The organism is Vibrio sp. SCSIO 43132 (assembly GCF_019904195.1).
GTDB classification, from domain to species: domain Bacteria; phylum Pseudomonadota; class Gammaproteobacteria; order Enterobacterales; family Vibrionaceae; genus Vibrio; species Vibrio nigripulchritudo.
On sequence record NZ_CP063200.1, the window covers coordinates 1892350 to 1909297 of the forward strand.

The 16948-nt window shown below is 48.4% G+C and carries 14 protein-coding genes; 4 read left to right on the top strand and 10 right to left on the bottom strand.

Annotated features, from left to right (window positions below; translation table 11 throughout):
• Positions 1–116: 116 nt before the first annotated feature.
• The gene (locus INR79_RS26760; protein WP_022613563.1) at positions 117–1124 is read left to right on the top strand and encodes an adenosine deaminase; all 1008 of its coding nucleotides are present in this window, start codon (positions 117–119) and stop codon (positions 1122–1124) included.
• Between the two features lie 82 nt (positions 1125–1206).
• Here INR79_RS26760 and INR79_RS26765 read toward each other — a convergent pair whose 3' ends face one another.
• From INR79_RS26765 to INR79_RS26785, 5 genes are all read right to left on the bottom strand, one after another.
• Positions 1207–3093 (bottom strand): methyl-accepting chemotaxis protein, encoded by a 1887-nt coding sequence (locus INR79_RS26765; protein WP_200767812.1) that lies wholly within the window; start codon positions 3091–3093, stop codon positions 1207–1209.
• A 270-nt stretch (positions 3094–3363) separates the two neighbouring features.
• Entirely contained in the window at positions 3364–4257 is an 894-nt protein-coding gene (gene cyoE, locus INR79_RS26770) for a heme o synthase (protein WP_223097905.1), read from the bottom strand.
• 2 nt (positions 4258–4259) lie between these two features.
• Positions 4260–5342 carry a COX15/CtaA family protein gene (locus INR79_RS26775; protein ID WP_223097907.1) on the bottom strand — a complete coding sequence of 361 codons (1083 nt, stop codon included), beginning with the start codon at positions 5340–5342 and terminating at the stop codon, positions 4260–4262.
• Positions 5343–5370: 28 nt separating this feature from the next.
• Positions 5371–5943: a hypothetical protein gene (locus INR79_RS26780; RefSeq protein WP_049542134.1), complete on the bottom strand. Its 573-nt coding sequence runs from the start codon at positions 5941–5943 to the stop codon at positions 5371–5373.
• Positions 5921–6733: an SURF1 family protein gene (locus INR79_RS26785; protein WP_223097909.1), complete on the bottom strand. Its 813-nt coding sequence runs from the start codon at positions 6731–6733 to the stop codon at positions 5921–5923. The genes INR79_RS26780 and INR79_RS26785 overlap by 23 nt, the downstream gene beginning before the upstream one ends.
• On the opposite strand from INR79_RS26785, the gene INR79_RS26790 reads away from it, so the two are divergent.
• The gene (locus INR79_RS26790; protein ID WP_004399352.1) at positions 6732–6947 is read left to right on the top strand and encodes a DUF2909 domain-containing protein; all 216 of its coding nucleotides are present in this window, start codon (positions 6732–6734) and stop codon (positions 6945–6947) included. The two genes, INR79_RS26785 and INR79_RS26790, sit on opposite strands and share 2 nt — an antisense overlap.
• A gap of 6 nt (positions 6948–6953) precedes the next feature.
• Here INR79_RS26790 and INR79_RS26795 read toward each other — a convergent pair whose 3' ends face one another.
• The 4 genes from INR79_RS26795 to coxB are packed head-to-tail and all read right to left on the bottom strand — an operon-like array spanning position 6954 to position 11084.
• Entirely contained in the window at positions 6954–7829 is an 876-nt protein-coding gene (locus INR79_RS26795) for a cytochrome c oxidase subunit 3 (RefSeq protein WP_004399354.1), read from the bottom strand.
• On the bottom strand, positions 7826–8419 hold the full coding sequence (locus INR79_RS26800) for a cytochrome c oxidase assembly protein (protein WP_004399355.1): 594 nt from the start codon (positions 8417–8419) through the stop codon (positions 7826–7828). Before INR79_RS26800 ends, INR79_RS26795 begins: the two co-directional genes overlap by 4 nt.
• Positions 8420–8433: 14 nt before the next feature.
• Positions 8434–10029, bottom strand: coding sequence for a cytochrome c oxidase subunit I (gene ctaD / locus INR79_RS26805; RefSeq protein WP_022561816.1), 1596 nt, complete (start codon positions 10027–10029; stop codon positions 8434–8436).
• Positions 10026–11084: a cytochrome c oxidase subunit II gene (gene coxB, locus INR79_RS26810; protein ID WP_022561817.1), complete on the bottom strand. Its 1059-nt coding sequence runs from the start codon at positions 11082–11084 to the stop codon at positions 10026–10028. The genes ctaD and coxB overlap by 4 nt, the downstream gene beginning before the upstream one ends.
• Before the next feature lie 540 nt (positions 11085–11624).
• Here coxB and INR79_RS26815 point away from each other — a divergent pair.
• Positions 11625–13331 carry a phospho-sugar mutase gene (locus INR79_RS26815; protein ID WP_223097911.1) on the top strand — a complete coding sequence of 569 codons (1707 nt, stop codon included), beginning with the start codon at positions 11625–11627 and terminating at the stop codon, positions 13329–13331.
• Between the two features lie 261 nt (positions 13332–13592).
• Complete coding sequence (locus tag INR79_RS26820) at positions 13593–15167, top strand: S1/P1 nuclease (protein ID WP_223097913.1); 1575 nt, start codon at positions 13593–13595, stop codon at positions 15165–15167.
• A 7-nt stretch (positions 15168–15174) separates the two neighbouring features.
• Here INR79_RS26820 and INR79_RS26825 read toward each other — a convergent pair whose 3' ends face one another.
• A complete protein-coding gene (locus INR79_RS26825; protein ID WP_223097915.1) occupies positions 15175–16914 on the bottom strand; it encodes an ABC transporter ATP-binding protein in 1740 nt (579 codons plus the stop codon).
• Positions 16915–16948: the final 34 nt, after the last annotated feature.

Below are 16948 nucleotides of genomic sequence, written 5' to 3' on the forward strand. Positions count from 1 at the left end.
CTAAAACCTCGTCCTTATGCTCAAAAATTATCCACTTACTGGGCTATGCTAAAGACACTCCCATAACAACATCCTGAGATCTCGTTGAGGTATCAGGTCATCAATAAGGAGTTTCTATGCAGGAATTTATCCGCAGATTACCCAAAGTTGAATTGCACTTGCACATCGAAGGCTCTCTGGAACCAGAACTGATGTTTGAGCTGGCAAAACGCAACAATGTCTCCATTCCATTTCAATCGGTTCAGGAAGTGAAAGACGCGTATCACTTTCATAACTTGCAGTCTTTTCTGGATATTTACTATCAGGGAGCGAACGTACTTATCCACGAACAGGACTTTTATGATCTCACTTGGGCTTACTTACTTCGCTGTAAGCAGGACAACGTCGTACATACCGAGATTTTCTTTGATCCGCAAACTCATACCGACAGAGGTATCGCTTTTGAAACCGTCATTAATGGTATTTCCAGAGCGCTAGAGAAGGCGAACAGCGAGCTTGGAATAAGCAGCCAAATCATCATGTGCTTTTTGCGTCATCTCGATGAGGACGCTGCTTTCAAAACATTAGAGGAGTCACTTGCGTTCAAGGATAAAATCATCGGAGTTGGTCTGGATTCTTCTGAAGTTGGGCATCCACCGGAAAAATTTGAGCGTGTGTTCGCCAAAGCTAGCGAGGAAGGCTTCTTAACCGTTGCTCACGCAGGGGAAGAAGGTCCTGCACAAAACATCACAGATGCATTGGATATGCTTCATACCACTCGTATTGACCATGGCGTGCGATGTGTGGATGACGAAGCGCTAGTTGAACGACTGGCAAGAGATAGGGTGCCTTTGACTGTATGCCCGCTTTCTAACACTAAGCTCAAAGTGTTTGGTGATATGAAAGAGCATAATATTGTGGACTTGTTGCGCAAAGGGTTGTGCGTCACCATTAACTCTGACGATCCGGCGTATTTTGGCGGTTATATGACGGATAATTTTTTAGCGGTTTCTGACGCGCTTTCTCCTTCCAAAGAAGAGCTCGCACAATTTACCTTAAATGCCATCGAAGCCAGCTTTATCTCACCACCCTATAAGGAAGAACTGACCGATTTGGTGAGTAAGTATTTGCAGCAAGCAAGCTAAAAGCACGTGACCTTCAACACAAAGAGCCCCGAATATGCTTCGGGGCTCTTTTGTTAACCTGAACTCGGGTTAAGAGCTTAACTTATACTTTAAAGCGATTCACCGATGCCTGAAGTTCACTCGATACGGAGTTCAGCTCCATAGCTGTCTGAACATTACTTTGAACGTCCTGAACGGTGTTTCGTGCCAGATCGTTCACATTCACCACATTTTCATTAATGTCTGTCGCTACATGTGACTGTTCTTCAGCGGCAGTAGCAATCTGGTTGTTCATGTCCTGAATCTTGCCAATTTCGTCTTGAATAACTTGTAGCGACTGGCTTGCCTCATTTGATTTCACCAGAGTTTTCTTGGCGTTTTCGGCGTTTTCTTCCATCATGCTGACAGATTGCTTCGCCTGCTCTTGCAACACAGCAATCATCGACTGAATCTCGTTGGTGCTTTCCTGCGTCTTGTTTGCCAGATTACGTACTTCGTCTGCCACCACCGCAAAGCCTCTGCCCTGCTCTCCGGCACGTGCAGCTTCAATCGCAGCATTCAGCGCCAGCAGGTTAGTTTGCTCTGCGATGCCGCGAATCACGTCCAGAATTCCGCCTACATTCAGGGTTTCTTTTTCTACTTCCAAAATAGAGGACTGAACGCTCTGAATGTTGCTGACAAGCAGGTTGATGTCGTCGTTCATTTCACTGACCACACTCAACCCGTTTGAAGAGGACGCGCTGGCGTCATTGGAAGACGTTGATGCCTGCATAGCGTTCTGTGCCACTTCAGCGACCGTAGCCGTCATTTCATTCATGGCTGTCGCGACCTGCTCCAACTGCATCATCTGAGATTCTGAAGAGCGATTAACCTGATTAGAAGAGGATTCAAGCTGACCAGAAAGATCCGTTAGTGCCGCAGAAGAAGCATCAATATTACTGATGATCTGCTTGATGCTTTCACCCATGATGAGCGTTGAGCGGTATACACCCGTCTCGTTGCCCTGCAAAGGACGCACCTTAGTCAGATCCCCTTTGGCGATACGATCAACGAATTCTTCAATCTCTTTAGGTTCACCACCAATTGGGCCGTACATCAGTTTTTCTACAGCAAAGTAAACCACTACGATGCCAATAACCGCAAAGATTAGTCCGGCAACGCTGTTGATGGATACCATGGTGTTGGAAGGTTCGTTAATGTCGTCCCAGTTTGCCCAAGCCCACACAGACCAGCCTAAAGATTCGATTCGAGAAGAAACCACGTAAAAGTCACCTTTGTCGGGAACAGTATACGAGTGCTCACTCTTGTCATGAGATCCAAACTGACGGTAGCTGGGGCGCAGCTCAAACAGGTTCTTACCGATAAACTCCGGGTAGCTTGCCGCCATAAGAAACCCATCGGAGCGTGACACGAACAGATTAGGCTCTGCCGACAGTTCGTTGATGTACTCGGTGATGTCGCTCATTTTCAAGCTTAAGCCGATAACAGCATGAACGTCACCGTGCTGGCGAAACGGAATCACTACCGACATAGTCAGGTGACCGGTGGTTGCCATGTAAGGGTTAGTCACCGTGCGTTGCGCGCCACTGAACCCTTTGATGTACCATTCACGCTGTTTTTGCTTGGCGTTGAAATCAGCAATCAAGCCATTCGTATCGTAAGTTGTGCCATCTGGCAGACCTACATACATGTTCAGCACTTTCAGGCTGCTTTTCCCTTGCTTTAAGGTATTGATAAGAGCTTCATCAATAACCACATCACCCGTAGCATCTATGGACATACCTGCTGCGACTGTTTCCAACGCGGTAAAATATTTATCCATTTTGCCTTCAACGGCTTTCGCAACAAGGAAAGATTTATTGGAAAGGTTTTTACGATAGTCGTCGGTGGTGGCAGTTTTAAATTCGAAGTATCCGATAACGGACGTGACGAGGATGGTGAAAGCTATCAGAAACCCGATAGCCGTCACCAGTTTAGATTTCACACTCATTTGATTAAAACTCAGCTAGTTCTGTTGGTATTGTGTGAAATCTATCAGTAAGACCTTGTTATTTGGAAACATATTTTGCACTAATAATTAAACAAAATTATCTATTTCTTTAAGAGTGAGATTTCATTCACTTTGTATAAAGAAACCTTAAAAATAGCGAATTTTCATGCATTTTTATTCCCTTACACAGCTAACCAGGTTTGAAGCCCGAATAAAGCACTACACAAATCCAACATCAACAGTGAGCCAATAAGAAAATATATTTATACTTTAACGAAGGAAATGGTCTGCCAGTAACGCGACAAATAAGAACATCAGTTGGTAAATCGAAAAGATAAAGGTACGCATGGCATCCCCCTCTTCTTCACGATATTTGAGTTTCCAAGCTTTATAGATAAACCCTGCACTCAGGAAGCTAGATGCAATCAGGTACAGCAATCCACTCATGCCCACCAGCACAGGGAACAGACACGCTATCGCCAATAGAATGGTGTATAGCAAAATACTGGTCTTCGTGTATTCCACACCATGAGTCACGGGCAACATTGGAATGTCGGCACGAGAGTAATCTTCTTTGCGATGGATCGCCAAAGCCCAGAAATGCGGGGGCGTCCAGATAAAGATGATCATCACCAATAACCAGGCATGAGAGTGCAGCTCGTTGGTTACCGCAGTCCAGCCCAGTAAAGGCGGCATAGCACCTGCTATTCCCGCAATGACGATGTTTTGTGGTGTGGCTCGTTTGAGATAAAGGGTGTATACCGAAGCGTAACCAACGAGGCTTGCCAATGTCAGCCACGCTGTTAGTTCATTTACCTGCCAGTAGAGCGCCACAAACCCCAACACGCCCAGTACTGCAGCGAATGCAAAGGCGTTCACCGCTTTTACCTGACCGGTGGGCAGAGGGCGCTGGTAAGTGCGCGCCATAATGGCATCGATACGGCGATCCACCAGGTGGTTAAACGCAGCAGCACTGGACGCCATCAGCCCAATACCAGCTAAGGCGATCAAAGCCTGGGTAAGAGGAAAGTATCCGTCGGTGGCCAGAATCATCCCGACGACTGTCGTCAGCAGCATCAGTGCCACCACTTTTGGCTTGGTGAGCGTGTAGTAGTCGCGCCAGGTTGAACCTTCAACGCCGGTCTGAGTTATTGATTTGTCCATCGTTACAACCTCCTTTCCTGCGCAACCAAGGGCTCGGACACACTTCGCCAAACATGAAAATTGATGTAAACCGTGCAGAGCAGCAGTAGTGCAGCCCCCAGGTTGTGCGCAACCGCCACAGGCAATGGCAGGTTAAAGACCACATTGCTGATACCCAGTATAAGCTGAAGGCTGAGCAGCACCATCAGGGAATACGCCCCTTTTCGCAACTGAATGTGGGTTTGCTGAAACAACTGATGCGCCAGTCCGACTAACACGATGGTAGTGACAAACGCCCCAATGCGGTGGGAAACGTGGATGGTCATACGGGCGCTGTAATCCAATACCCCAAACTCATAATTGGTGTGGCCCGCCTGCCTGAAATCGAAAGCCTGAGCGAAGTTAAGATAGCTGGTCCAGTTTCCGTCGCAAATTGGTAAGCTAGTACACATCAATGCGGCATAGTTGGAGGATGTCCAGCCTCCCAGTAAAATCTGAGCCACCACCACAATCAGCGCTACCGCGGCATAAAGCTTCAGTGCCGGATTGGTTACCTGAACAGGAGCATGTTTTGAAGTAACCGAGGACGGATGCCCGTCACTCACCATAAAATGCGCCACCTCATTTCGCTCATAACCAATTTCCTGTTTCAACCTCGCATAGAGGAGGAAAAGCAAGCTGAACAGAGTAAAGCCCCCGATCAAATGCAACATCACAATCACGGGCATCAATTTGAGGGTTACGGTCCAGGCTCCTAAAGCCGCCTGAAAAACCACAAGCAGAGACAGACTAACAGGAATCACCCGACCACCATGACGGGCTTTAAGCGTAAGGTAGCTTATGGCGAAAACGATCATTCCCAGTGTTCCAGCCAGATAACGGTGGATCATTTCCAGCCATGCTTTGTAAGGTTCAACCACGCTTTCCGGGTAAAGCTGACTGGCTTTAGACAGCGCTTTTTCGGAAGTAGGTACACTGATGTGACCGTAACAGCCCGGCCAGTCAGGGCAGCCCAACCCCGCATCGGCAAGCCGGGTATAGGCTCCCATCAGAATGACAAAAAAGGTCAGTATCAGGCTTATTTGAATCAGTCTGATGATATTCATACGCGCCCCCTAATCCCTGAAAAAAAGCTTACCCTACTCGTGATAGCTTGAGCAGTTTCCTAAAGTCAGCAATCAGCCCTTTGCTTTGCTGAATCAAAAGATCCGGATTGATTTCCTTTGGATAATGCATCACCAGTTGTCCGCGAGGATCCACGATGATGTATTCCTGTTGTTCAAATTTCGCCAGAAAATCTCTGGTCGATGTCACGCGCTCAAAGCTGTAGTCATTGAGCACTGAGGTATCACTTTCCGAAGTCACGTATACCGTAGGTTGAACCCTGTCCTGATACTTTCCCAGTGAAACGTAGCTTTGTTGAAGCAAGTGCAACTGTTGCTGGCATAAAGAGCCGCACTTCGCGGGAAGCACATAACCCAGTTGCCACTGCTTGTCCTGCGAGCCGGGCATCTTGAAATCGGAAAGATAGCTTTCTGGCTCCACTAACATGCCTTTATTGGTTACTCCCGGCTGATACCAGTTCATTTCCAAAATCAACTTCGCCACGATAGCGGGCATGGCAAACAGAGCCACTAGCGCAATCAATATCAGCCTCCCACGATTAACACTGGGAGACGGCACATTATTCAGGTTTTGTACTGTCATCATTTTCCCCTTTGGGTAACAGACGCACACCAAGCGCCTTAAGCAGAATCATGGTCATAATCAATGCGAATACCGCCGCCATGGAAAACCATTGCAACGAGTAACCAAAATGTTTTTGAGAAGAGAGAGGAACGGGTCGCCACGGTTGTTCCAGTCGGATATCAAGGTTGGAAGGCTGAATCACAAAAGGGAGTAGCGGTAACCCTAGCTCAGGTTCCAACTCAGTCAGATTTAGATTTTGAATACGCTTTGGCCAGCCAGCTTCGGCATAAAGCTGATCGCTGACCGGATTGATTTGTCGTTGGTAAACACGTCCTTCAACCCGAACGGGGCTTACGGATGTTAACGTCTCAACATATGGCAGGACACGTCGGTCAGATCCGGTTTCAACGAATCCAAGCTCGATCAAAACAAATTGCCCAGACGTTTCATAACCAGAGAGTACTTTGGCAGGCTGAAGGGCAAGATAACCAACTTTGCCATTCCAGATCTGGTTATCGAGCAATATCAGTTTGTCACTTGTTGGCTGTATTTCTGCGGTAACGCGGGTTCCGGTAACGTTGTACTCCAGACTAACAGGTTGCTTTAAGATTTGAGCATTCAGCTCATCGAGAGTAATGGGCGTCATAGTGGCGCGATCAGCCAGTGCTTTTTCGTAGTCTAACTTTTGCTCTCCACGTCCCAATTGCCAGAAACCCAGCTTGATAAGCACGGTAAATACCACCAAAGTTAAAATCAGGGCGAACCAAAATTTTGGTTTTAACGTCAACGCAACCCAGGAGGTCAACATGGCTGCCTCATTGTTTAAACTGGTTCTGGTCCTGACACTCTGTTTCATTATCTTCAACCTTGGTCGCGCTTTAGTGGTGATGGTGAAAGGCGATAGCGATAAACCTGCCAGTCACTTTCTGGGTCGTCGTCTGATCTTCTCCGCTTTGGTTATTGTGCTTTTACTTGTGGCTTTAAAAGCAGGCTGGGTCGTTCCCAACCCACGCCCGTATTAATGGTTCCTACAACACGTAGACAAAGACAAACAGGCAGAGCCAAACCACATCGACAAAGTGCCAGTACCAGCTGCCCGCCTGAAACGCGAAATGGTTATCTGGGGTAAAGTGATCGTGGGCAATTCTTGCCAGCAGCACCGAAAGGAATATGGTGCCTAACAGAACGTGCATGCCGTGGAAGCCCGTCAGTAAGAAGAAGGTATTGCCATATATCCCCGATTGAAGGGTCAGCCCCATTTCCTGATAGGCATGGACATACTCTTCAACTTGATAGAACAAGAAAGCGATGGCCAGAATAATGGTGATTTCTAACCACACCACCAGCGCCATTCGATGATTCTTTTCCAAGCTGGTGTGCGCCATATGCAGAGTGACAGATGAGGTCAGAAGAATAACGGTGTTAAGCAAAGGTAACCCCTGCCATCCCATGGCTTCGGTGGTTTGCCCTGAAGGGGTCAGCGTGAGCGGCCACATAGCTTCAAAATTTGGCCACAACACCTCGTGAGTCATCACATTGTTGTCTGCCCCGCCAAGCCAGGGGACAGCGACCATTCGGGCATAAAACAGTGCGCCAAAGAATGCGCAGAAGAACATTACTTCAGAGAAGATGAACCAGCTCATCCCCTGCCGAAAAGAGATATCTATCTGTTTGGAATAGAACCCCGACATGGACTCGCCAATCACATTACGCATCCACCCGATGAACATCACCAGAAAGACAAAAAAACCACCGAACAGGAACACACGCCCGAAGACACTGCCCGTTTCTAGGTTTTGCACCGTTACCCCTGCCCCTACGGCAATAAAAAATAGTGCGATAGCCCCAACAATGGGCCAGATACTGTGGGATGGAACGTAATAACTTTGGTGTTGTGTACTCATTGCACCGCTCCTTGATCTGTTTCTGAGCGTGAAATCAGAGCCACCGTTTTTTGTTCTTCGGGCTCTGTGATATTGAATAGCGTGTAAGAGAGAGTCAGGGTATGAATGGAATCGGGGATCGTCGGCTCAATGTAGAAAATCACTGGCAGCTCGGCGCTTTTGTTGCCTTCCAGAGGCTGGCGGTTAAAACAAAAGCATTCGATCTTATTGAAATACGCCGCGCCGTTCCCCGGAGCAATTGACGGCACTGCCTGCCCAACCAAATCCGCCTGATTTAAGTTGGTGGCGATGTAGCGCGTTTGTATGACTTCTCCGGGGTGAACATCCATGACCTTTTTGGCAGGAGTGAACGTCCACGGCATGTCTGGCTTTACATGCGCCATAAACTCAACCCGGATGACGCGAGAGGTGTCTACCTGCATACCGACCGGGCTGCTGACCGCTTCATTGCTGGGTTTGCCATTGATGCCCAACTGCTCGCACATGATGTCGTACAGCGGGATCAACAGAAAACCAAAACCAAACATGGCGACCACACTCAGCAGCAACCATCCGGTGAGCTTGCGATTAGAGCGATTTGCCGATTCCATTGCTCTGCCCTCTGTCAGTCAATTTTAGGTGGCTGACTGAATGTATGGTGAGGCGCAGGGCTTGGCACTGTCCATTCAAGCCCTTCGGCTCGCTCCCAGACCCTGGCTTCCGCTTTTTCACCACCTTTGATGCATTTGATCACCAGCCACAAGAAAATGAGCTGCGACAGACCAAAGGCAAAACCGCCTATCGACACAATCTGATTCACGTCGGCGAACTGGATGGCGTAATCCGGAATTCGTCTGGGCATTCCAGCCAGCCCCAGAAAGTGCATAGGGAAGAACAGTACATTGACTGAAATCACTGAGCACCAGAAATGCCATAGACTCAGCTTGTGGTCGTACATATGCCCCGTCCACTTAGGAAGCCAGTAATACGCCGCCGCCATAATCGAGAAGACAGCACCAGACACCAGCACATAATGGAAATGCGCCACAACAAAGTATGTGTCGTGGTACTGGAAATCCGCTGGCACAATCGCCAACATCAAGCCCGAAAATCCACCGATGGTGAACAGCACAATGAATGCAATGGTAAAGAGCATTGGCGTCTCAAAGGTCAGCGCCCCTCGCCACATGGTGGCTACCCAATTAAACACCTTCACTCCTGTCGGCACCGCGATAAGCATGGTGCAATACATAAAGAAGAGTTCAGCAAATACAGGCATCCCAGTGGTAAACATATGGTGCGCCCATACAAGGAAGGACAACAACGCGATACTACAGGTCGCGTAAACCATAGAGTGGTAGCCGAATAACTTCTTACCGCTGAAGGCGGGAATGATGGCCGAAACTATGCCAAAAGAAGGCAAGATCATGATGTACACTTCCGGGTGCCCGAAGAACCAGAAAATGTGCTGGAACATGACTGGGTCACCGCCTCCTGCCGCATCGAAGAAACTGGTACCAAAGTATTTGTCTGTCAACACCATAGTGACCGCGCCTGCCAGCACAGGCATGACCGCAATCAACAAGAAAGCCGTAATCAACCAGGTCCATACAAACATAGGAAGCTTAAACCACGTCATACCCGGAGCACGCATATTCACAATGGTCACAATCACGTTGATTGCGCCCATGATGGAGCTAATACCCATGATATGAACCGAAAACACAAACAATGCCGTGCTGTCTGGTCCATAAGTGGTCGAAAGCGGCGCGTAGAAGGTCCAGCCAAAGTCGGGACCGCCCCCTTCCATAAACAACGAGCTGATCAAGATGAGAAACGCAAAAGGTAAGATCCAGAAACTCAGGTTGTTCATGCGTGGCAGCGCCATGTCCGGTGCGCCAATCATCATTGGGATCATCCAGTTTGCCAGCCCGGTAAACGCTGGCATCACCGCACCAAACACCATCACCAAACCGTGAACTGTAGTCATTTGATTGAAGAACTGAGGATCAACGAGCTGCAACCCAGGCTGGAACAGCTCGGCGCGAATGATCATCGCCATAAAGCCGCCCGTTAAGAACATGGCAAAACTGAACCAGAGGTAAAGCGTACCTATGTCTTTGTGGTTGGTGGAATACACCCAACGAGCCCAGCCAGACGGCGCTGCATGATGGTCATCATGTTCGTTTTCATGAGAATTTACATCGGTTGAACTGTTCATTGTCCCTCCCCGCCACGCAACGCGTTAACATCAGATGCCTGCGCCATGTCGCCTTTGTCATTCCCCCAAGCGTTTCGCTCGTAGGTCACCACCGCCGCGATTTGCTCATCCGTTAGCTGGTTACCAAACGCCTGCATTGCCGTGCCAGCTACCCCGTTTAACACCACATCAATGTGCGTGGTCATGTCTCCCAATGTGACTGGGCTGTCTTTCATTGCCGGGAATACGCCCGGTACACCAAGACCATTTGCCTGATGGCACACAGCACAGCGCTCGTTATACACCTGCTCACCCATCGCCATCAGCTCGTCCATTGAAAGCTCTTTGCTGAGTGCGGCTTTTGCTTCTTCTGCCGCCTGCTTCGCGGCAAGCTTCTGAGCCACTAGCCACTCATCAAATTCTTGTTCTTCCATCGCGTGTACCACGATGGGCATAAAGCCATGATTTCGACCACACAGCTCCGCACACTGACCGCGGTAAACTCCGGGTTCGTCAATACGGGTCCAGGCTTCGTTAATGAATCCGGGAATGGTGTCTTTCTTGACGGCAAAATCTGGCACCCACCATGAATGGATAACGTCGTCTGACGTCAGTAGGAATCGGACTTTGCGATTGATTGGCAGAACCAGTGGGTTGTCGACTTCAAGAAGGTAATTGGCACCTTTTACCTCGTCACCCTCTATCTGCTTGGAAGAGGTTGCAAGAAGGCTGAAAAATTCGACATCCTCGCCGAAATAGCTGTAATGCCATTTCCACTGAGATCCCGTGATTTTGACCGTGAGATCGGACTGACTGGTGTCTTCCATTTCAATCAGCGTGGTGGTTGCAGGCACAGCCATAGCAACAAGGATTAAAATGGGAATCACCGTCCAGATAATTTCCACTTTGGTGCTCTCATGGAAGTTGGCCGCAACCGCTCCCTGAGATTTGCGGTGTTTAAAGATGGCATAAAACATGACACCGAAAACCACGACAGCGATAACAACACAGATGTAAAAGATCAGCATATGCAGGTCATAAACCTGCTCACTAATACGAGTTACACCCCGAGTCATATTGTATTGGCTTCCAGACCATGCCACCGACGGGGTTAGCGCTCCCCACAAACACAAAGACGTTAATCTTTTCAAAAGATTTCTCCTCTGTTTTTCCACCTGCCGTTTCACGCGTTTGGTAGCTCAACGCGTTACTGGCAAGTATCAGATCTCCGCCCAATTCCGTTTGTGTTTTTATAGGCAGTGATCCACTTCGCATTTCCTCACAGGACTGTGATGGAAAGCACGCCATAGAACTTTGAAATTATTTCCAAGTTGCTAACTATTTGTTATGGCTTTGTTAATAACCCTAGATTCTTAACGACAATTGTTCAAGAATTAAGCAACATCGCACGTTTTGGAATTAGACTTTGATCGCCAAATGGGTCATTCCTATGTCACTGCTTTCCTATACTTGAAACTGAGATCATGCGGTAAAAATGAGGAGAGTCGATTTTATCGATTGCGACCACATTGTGAGATCTAATCCACAAAAAAAGGTGTGAACGACATTGGATATACATTAATTTAGGCTGAAAGCATTTCTAACAGGACAAGACTATGAATGACTTGATAACAAGATGGCTGGAAAGAGATCCTGACCCTCGCACTCGCGAAGAGCTGAATGCCCTTCAAAGCGGTAATCACAACGAAGAACTGGCGGATCGTTTTAAAGGTCGTCTGGAATTTGGAACCGCTGGCTTACGCGGCGTTGTAGGTGCAGGTCCAAACCGCATGAACCGCCTGGTAATTCAGGAAACTGCCACTGGTCTTGGGCAATACCTGTTGAAATCGCAACAAGACGCAGCATCAAAAGGGGTGGTCATCGGCTACGATGGTCGCCCAGACTCCAAGCAGTTCGCGCATGACACAGCTTCCGCTCTTGCCGCTCAGGGCATTAAGGTCTATCTGACTCACGATGTCGCGGCGACTCCAATCGTGGCGTTTGGCGTTCTGCATCTTGGTACTGCTGCGGCAGTTGTCGTAACAGCAAGCCACAACCCACCGGAATACAACGGTTTTAAAGTGTACTGGGAAAACGGTGCGCAAATTATCCCACCACACGATTCTGGTATTGCAGCAGAAATTGACGACGCGGCAGCGAAAGATCTTAACCTGATGCCACTTGAAGAAGCGGAAGAAAAAGGCTTACTGGTTTGGCTGAAAGAAGACTACTACCAAACATATCGCAGCACAGCGAACTCCAGCCCTCTTCTGCAAAACAAGCAGCAGCCTGAAAACCTTTCACTGGCCTACACGGCAATGCATGGTGTTGGAGCCAACATGGCTGAGACCCTTCTGGCTGATGCAGGTTTCACTCAGGTTCATAGCGTGGCGGCACAACGCGAACCGGATGGCACCTTCCCTACTGTGAACTTCCCTAACCCTGAAGAGAAAGGGGCGATGGATTTGGTTATCGCGGAAGCTAAGCAGCACAATGCTGAGCTTGCCTGTGCTAACGACCCGGATGCAGACCGCTTTGCTGTTGCTGCGCGCCAGGCAGACGGCGAATACAAAATGCTGACTGGCGACCAGGTGGGCGTACTGTTCGGTCACTACCTGCTTAATCAGGCCAATGATAACCAGAAACTGGTGGGTGCGACTATCGTATCATCCAGCTTGCTGGCAAAAGTTGCAGAAGCCGCAGGTGGTACGTTCTACAAAACCCTGACTGGCTTTAAATGGCTGACTAATGTTGCGATGAAAGAGCAAACGCAAGATAAGCAGTTTCTGTTCGCGTATGAAGAAGCGCTGGGTTACACAGTCGGAACGCTTGTCTGGGATAAAGACGGCTTAACAGCGCTGGTAGCGTTTGCTCAACTGGCAGCAGCGCTAAAAGCACAAGGTAAAACCGTTTGGGACCAGCTAGAAGAAATTTACCGTCAGCACGGCATGGTCGTTAACGCTCAACACAGCATTGCGCTTGATCCGTCTGCGCCACCTATTGGTGATACTCTTCGCGCGAACCCGCCAACCACTATTGCGGGTCAGACGATTGCCAGTGTTGAAGACTTCAAACTGTCTAAGCAGACATTTGAAGATGGCAGCGAAAAAGCACTGAATTTCCCAGTTAGTGATGTGCTTATCTACCATCTGAGCAACGGTTCTCGCGTCGTGGTTCGTCCGTCAGGCACCGAACCAAAACTGAAATGCTACTACGAAGTGGTGGAACCATTTGCTTCTGAAGAAAGCTACGCTCAGGCACTAAACCGAGCAGAAGAAAAAATTGATATGCTTATCAGCGAACATCAGCATTCTCTGCAATAATTAAAATAAATCAGGGGAACATATACATAAATAATTCCCTGATATATAGCGATGATTGATGCCCTCCTATGGAGGGCTTTTTTCTGTCAGTTGCTGCCAGATTCTTGTATTAACAATGAAACAACACACCACATTTCTTTTGGTTCCTGCCAAGAATATGCAGCTGTCTTAATAGTCAAACAGACACGTAATAATCCGCTTCTAAACTCTTTGTTGATAAGTCGAACAACACGTCAATATCAACAAACTGGATAGATAGCTATGAACAATAAAGGAATCACCTTCATTGCATTGGCAGGATGCCTGTTAACTTCTTCTGCCTCATTTGCATTTGGAAAATATGGGCATCAGGTAGTCTGTGACGTCGCATGGCGAGCCATGTCTGCAAAATCTCAGGATCAGGTCGCAGCCCTGCTGAAAGACACTCGATACCCTACCTTTGCCGAAGCGTGTGTTTGGGCAGATGAAGTTAAAAGCAACCCAGAATTTGATCGCGCGAAACCCCATCACTACATTAATGTAAAAAAAGGGACTCAGAATGTGGAACTCACGCAACGCTGTGACGATAAAGGTTGCGTGGTATCTGCAATTGAAGAATACAAGAATATTCTGGCTGGCAAACCGAGTGGTAACCCTCTGTATTTCAATGACAAGACCAAAGCTCTGATGTTTTTAGGGCATTTTGTCGGCGATGTTCACCAACCCTTGCACGTCTCCTACGCCGAAGATTTAGGCGGTAATAAAGTCAATATTACCCATGATGGTAAAAGCTCCAATCTCCACCGCTTCTTTGACAGCAAGTTGATTGATGAGTCGGATATGACCTGGCTGGAATACGGGGAAGATCTCTACAATGACTTGGTCGCTATCGACACTCAGGCATGGGAGAGTTCCAATACGCTGGACTGGGCAAACGAGTCTTACCAAATCACTCAGCAGATTTATCAGGAATTGCCCGAAGATGGCGTCATTTCTGCAGAATTTGAAGACAAATACCAACCTATTCTGAAAAACAGAATCCAGCAGGCAGGTTATCGGCTGGCAATCGTGCTGGATGGTATTTTAGCCGCAAGCCCAGTTTCAGAAGCTCAGCCTGTCGATAAGAGCGACACCGATTCGGTTGAATTGATGGGTGGAAATTACTACGCAGACGCGCAGGGAAAAACGGGGGTAGAGCTTCATCAAGCACTTAACCTGATCATTCGAGATCATGAAAAACTCACTTACAAGCAAGTGTATACAGCGCTCGACTACACCGATGAAGACCCGTTCAACACTGATAACGTGATTCTTCTGTACACCCAACGATCACAGAGCAAAACGTCCAAATATAAAGGTGGCAGAAACAACGACCACTGGAACAGAGAGCATGTCTGGGCAAAATCACGTGGTTTTCCATCCAAAGGACAGGCGGCGTACACCGACCTTCATCACTTAAGACCAGCCGATGTCACTGTGAACTCTTCTCGCGGCTCAAAGCTGTTTGACGACGGTGGACAGGATCATGGAGAAGTCTTGGGAGCGCACGCCGATAACAACTCTTTTGAACCACCAGAAGCGGTCAAAGGCGACGTTGCCAGAATGATCTTTTACATGGCGGTTGCTTATGATGGCAATACTGGCGGCACTCCAGATTTAACTTTACATCGGGGTTCTACAGCGGCTAAAAAACCAAAATTTGGACACCTTTGTACGCTGTTAGAATGGCACTTGAACGATCAGCCATCAGACTGGGAACGAAGACGAAACGAGCGCATCTTTGAACTGCAAGGCAACCGAAATCCATTCATTGATGTTCCCAGCTATGCCGATGCCATCTGGGGTGACAGGTGTTAAAGAGGGGCTAATAATTCATTGCGACAATATGCCCGTTGCCGACCTGCTCGTAATGTAAAGCTTCATCTACGACGGAGGTTTCGCGAACTGGATCGGGCATCTTGTGTTGGGACAAAACCGAAGTCAGATCGCGTTTCACGTTCACATCCGCTATTGGCACAGCCTGCATCAGTCTTTGGGTGTAGCTGTGTCGTGGTGAGCTGAGCACTTCGTCTCTTGGTCCCATCTCCACAATTCTTCCGCCATGCATCACGGCAACGCGATGAGAGACCTGCTCGACCACCGCCATATCGTGAGAGATAAACAGGTAACTGACGCCCGTTTCCTTTTGCAGCCTTTCCAGCAGTTCGAGCACTTGCGCCTGTACCGAAACATCGAGCGCCGACACCGATTCATCAGCAATGATCAATTTAGGTTGAGATGCGATGGCTCTGGCAATCGCAATGCGCTGTCGCTGACCACCAGAAAACTGGTGAGGATAGCGATGCATGTGATTCGGCAGCATATCGACCTGCTCTAACAATTGAGCGACGTAACGCCCAACCTCGTCAGGCTGGCAGATACCATGAATCAACAATGGCTCGCTTAATAGCTGTCTGATGGTTTTTCTCGGGTTCAGTGAACTGTATGGATCCTGAAACACCATCTGAATGTCTTTTCGAATCGCTCTTAAATTCTGACCCGCTAACCCATTCAGTTCGTTTCCATTCAGGTTTGCGCTACCCACAAATGGCAGCATATTCATTAGCGCTTTGCCTGTGGTTGATTTACCACAGCCACTTTCCCCGACCAGCCCCAGAGTTTCGCCAGGTTGAATCGAGAACGACACATTCTCTACCGCGCGCACTTCGAGTTTGTTTTTTTGCCACCAGACGGACGGCACGGGAAAACGCACACACAGGTTTTTCACTTCTAACAATGGAGAAGCAGGTTCCACCGTGTCGACTGGTTTGGCGTGCCCAAGCTTAGGTACAGCCGCCAGCAAGTCGCGGGTGTAGTTGCTGGATGGCGCAAGAAAAATACTTCGCACATCGGATTGCTCTTCCACGATTCCCTGATTCATCACCACGACTTTATCGGCCATTTCAGCCACCACACCCATGTCGTGAGTAATCATCAAAACACCGGTATCAAAGTCGTCTTTCAACTCATTCAACAGAGTCAGTATCTGAGCCTGAATAGTCACATCCAGAGCGGTGGTTGGCTCATCGGCAATTAATATCTTAGGTCGACATACTAACGCCATGGCAATCATGATGCGTTGCAACATACCGCCAGACATCTCATGAGGGTACTGACCAAAGCGTTTTTGAGCGTGAGGGACTTTTACCGCATCCAGCATGCTGATCGCCATCTGTCTGGCACCTGCTGTATCGACTTCTCTGTGTGCTCGTATTGCTTCACACAATTGCTGCCCGGCGGTCATAAGCGGATTTAAGGAGGTCATTGGCTCCTGAAAAATCATCGCAATGTCGTCACCACGAATGGTTTGCATTTCCTTCTCAGAGAAAGCCAGTAAGTCGCGTTGTTCAAACCAGATCTTCCCGCCCAAAACTTTGGCTACCGGAGGAAGCAGCCCCATAATGGCGGTGCTGGATAAGGACTTACCACTGCCAGATTCACCTGCAATACACACGGTTTCGCCCGCATCGATTGAAAACGAAAGATCATCCACCACTCGGTTCAGGTGCTGACCTGCTGCAATCGCAATAGACAGGTTTTCCACTGACAATAATGCCTTATCCATTTCCCCTTCCTTGTATTTCCAGCTGAACAAGATC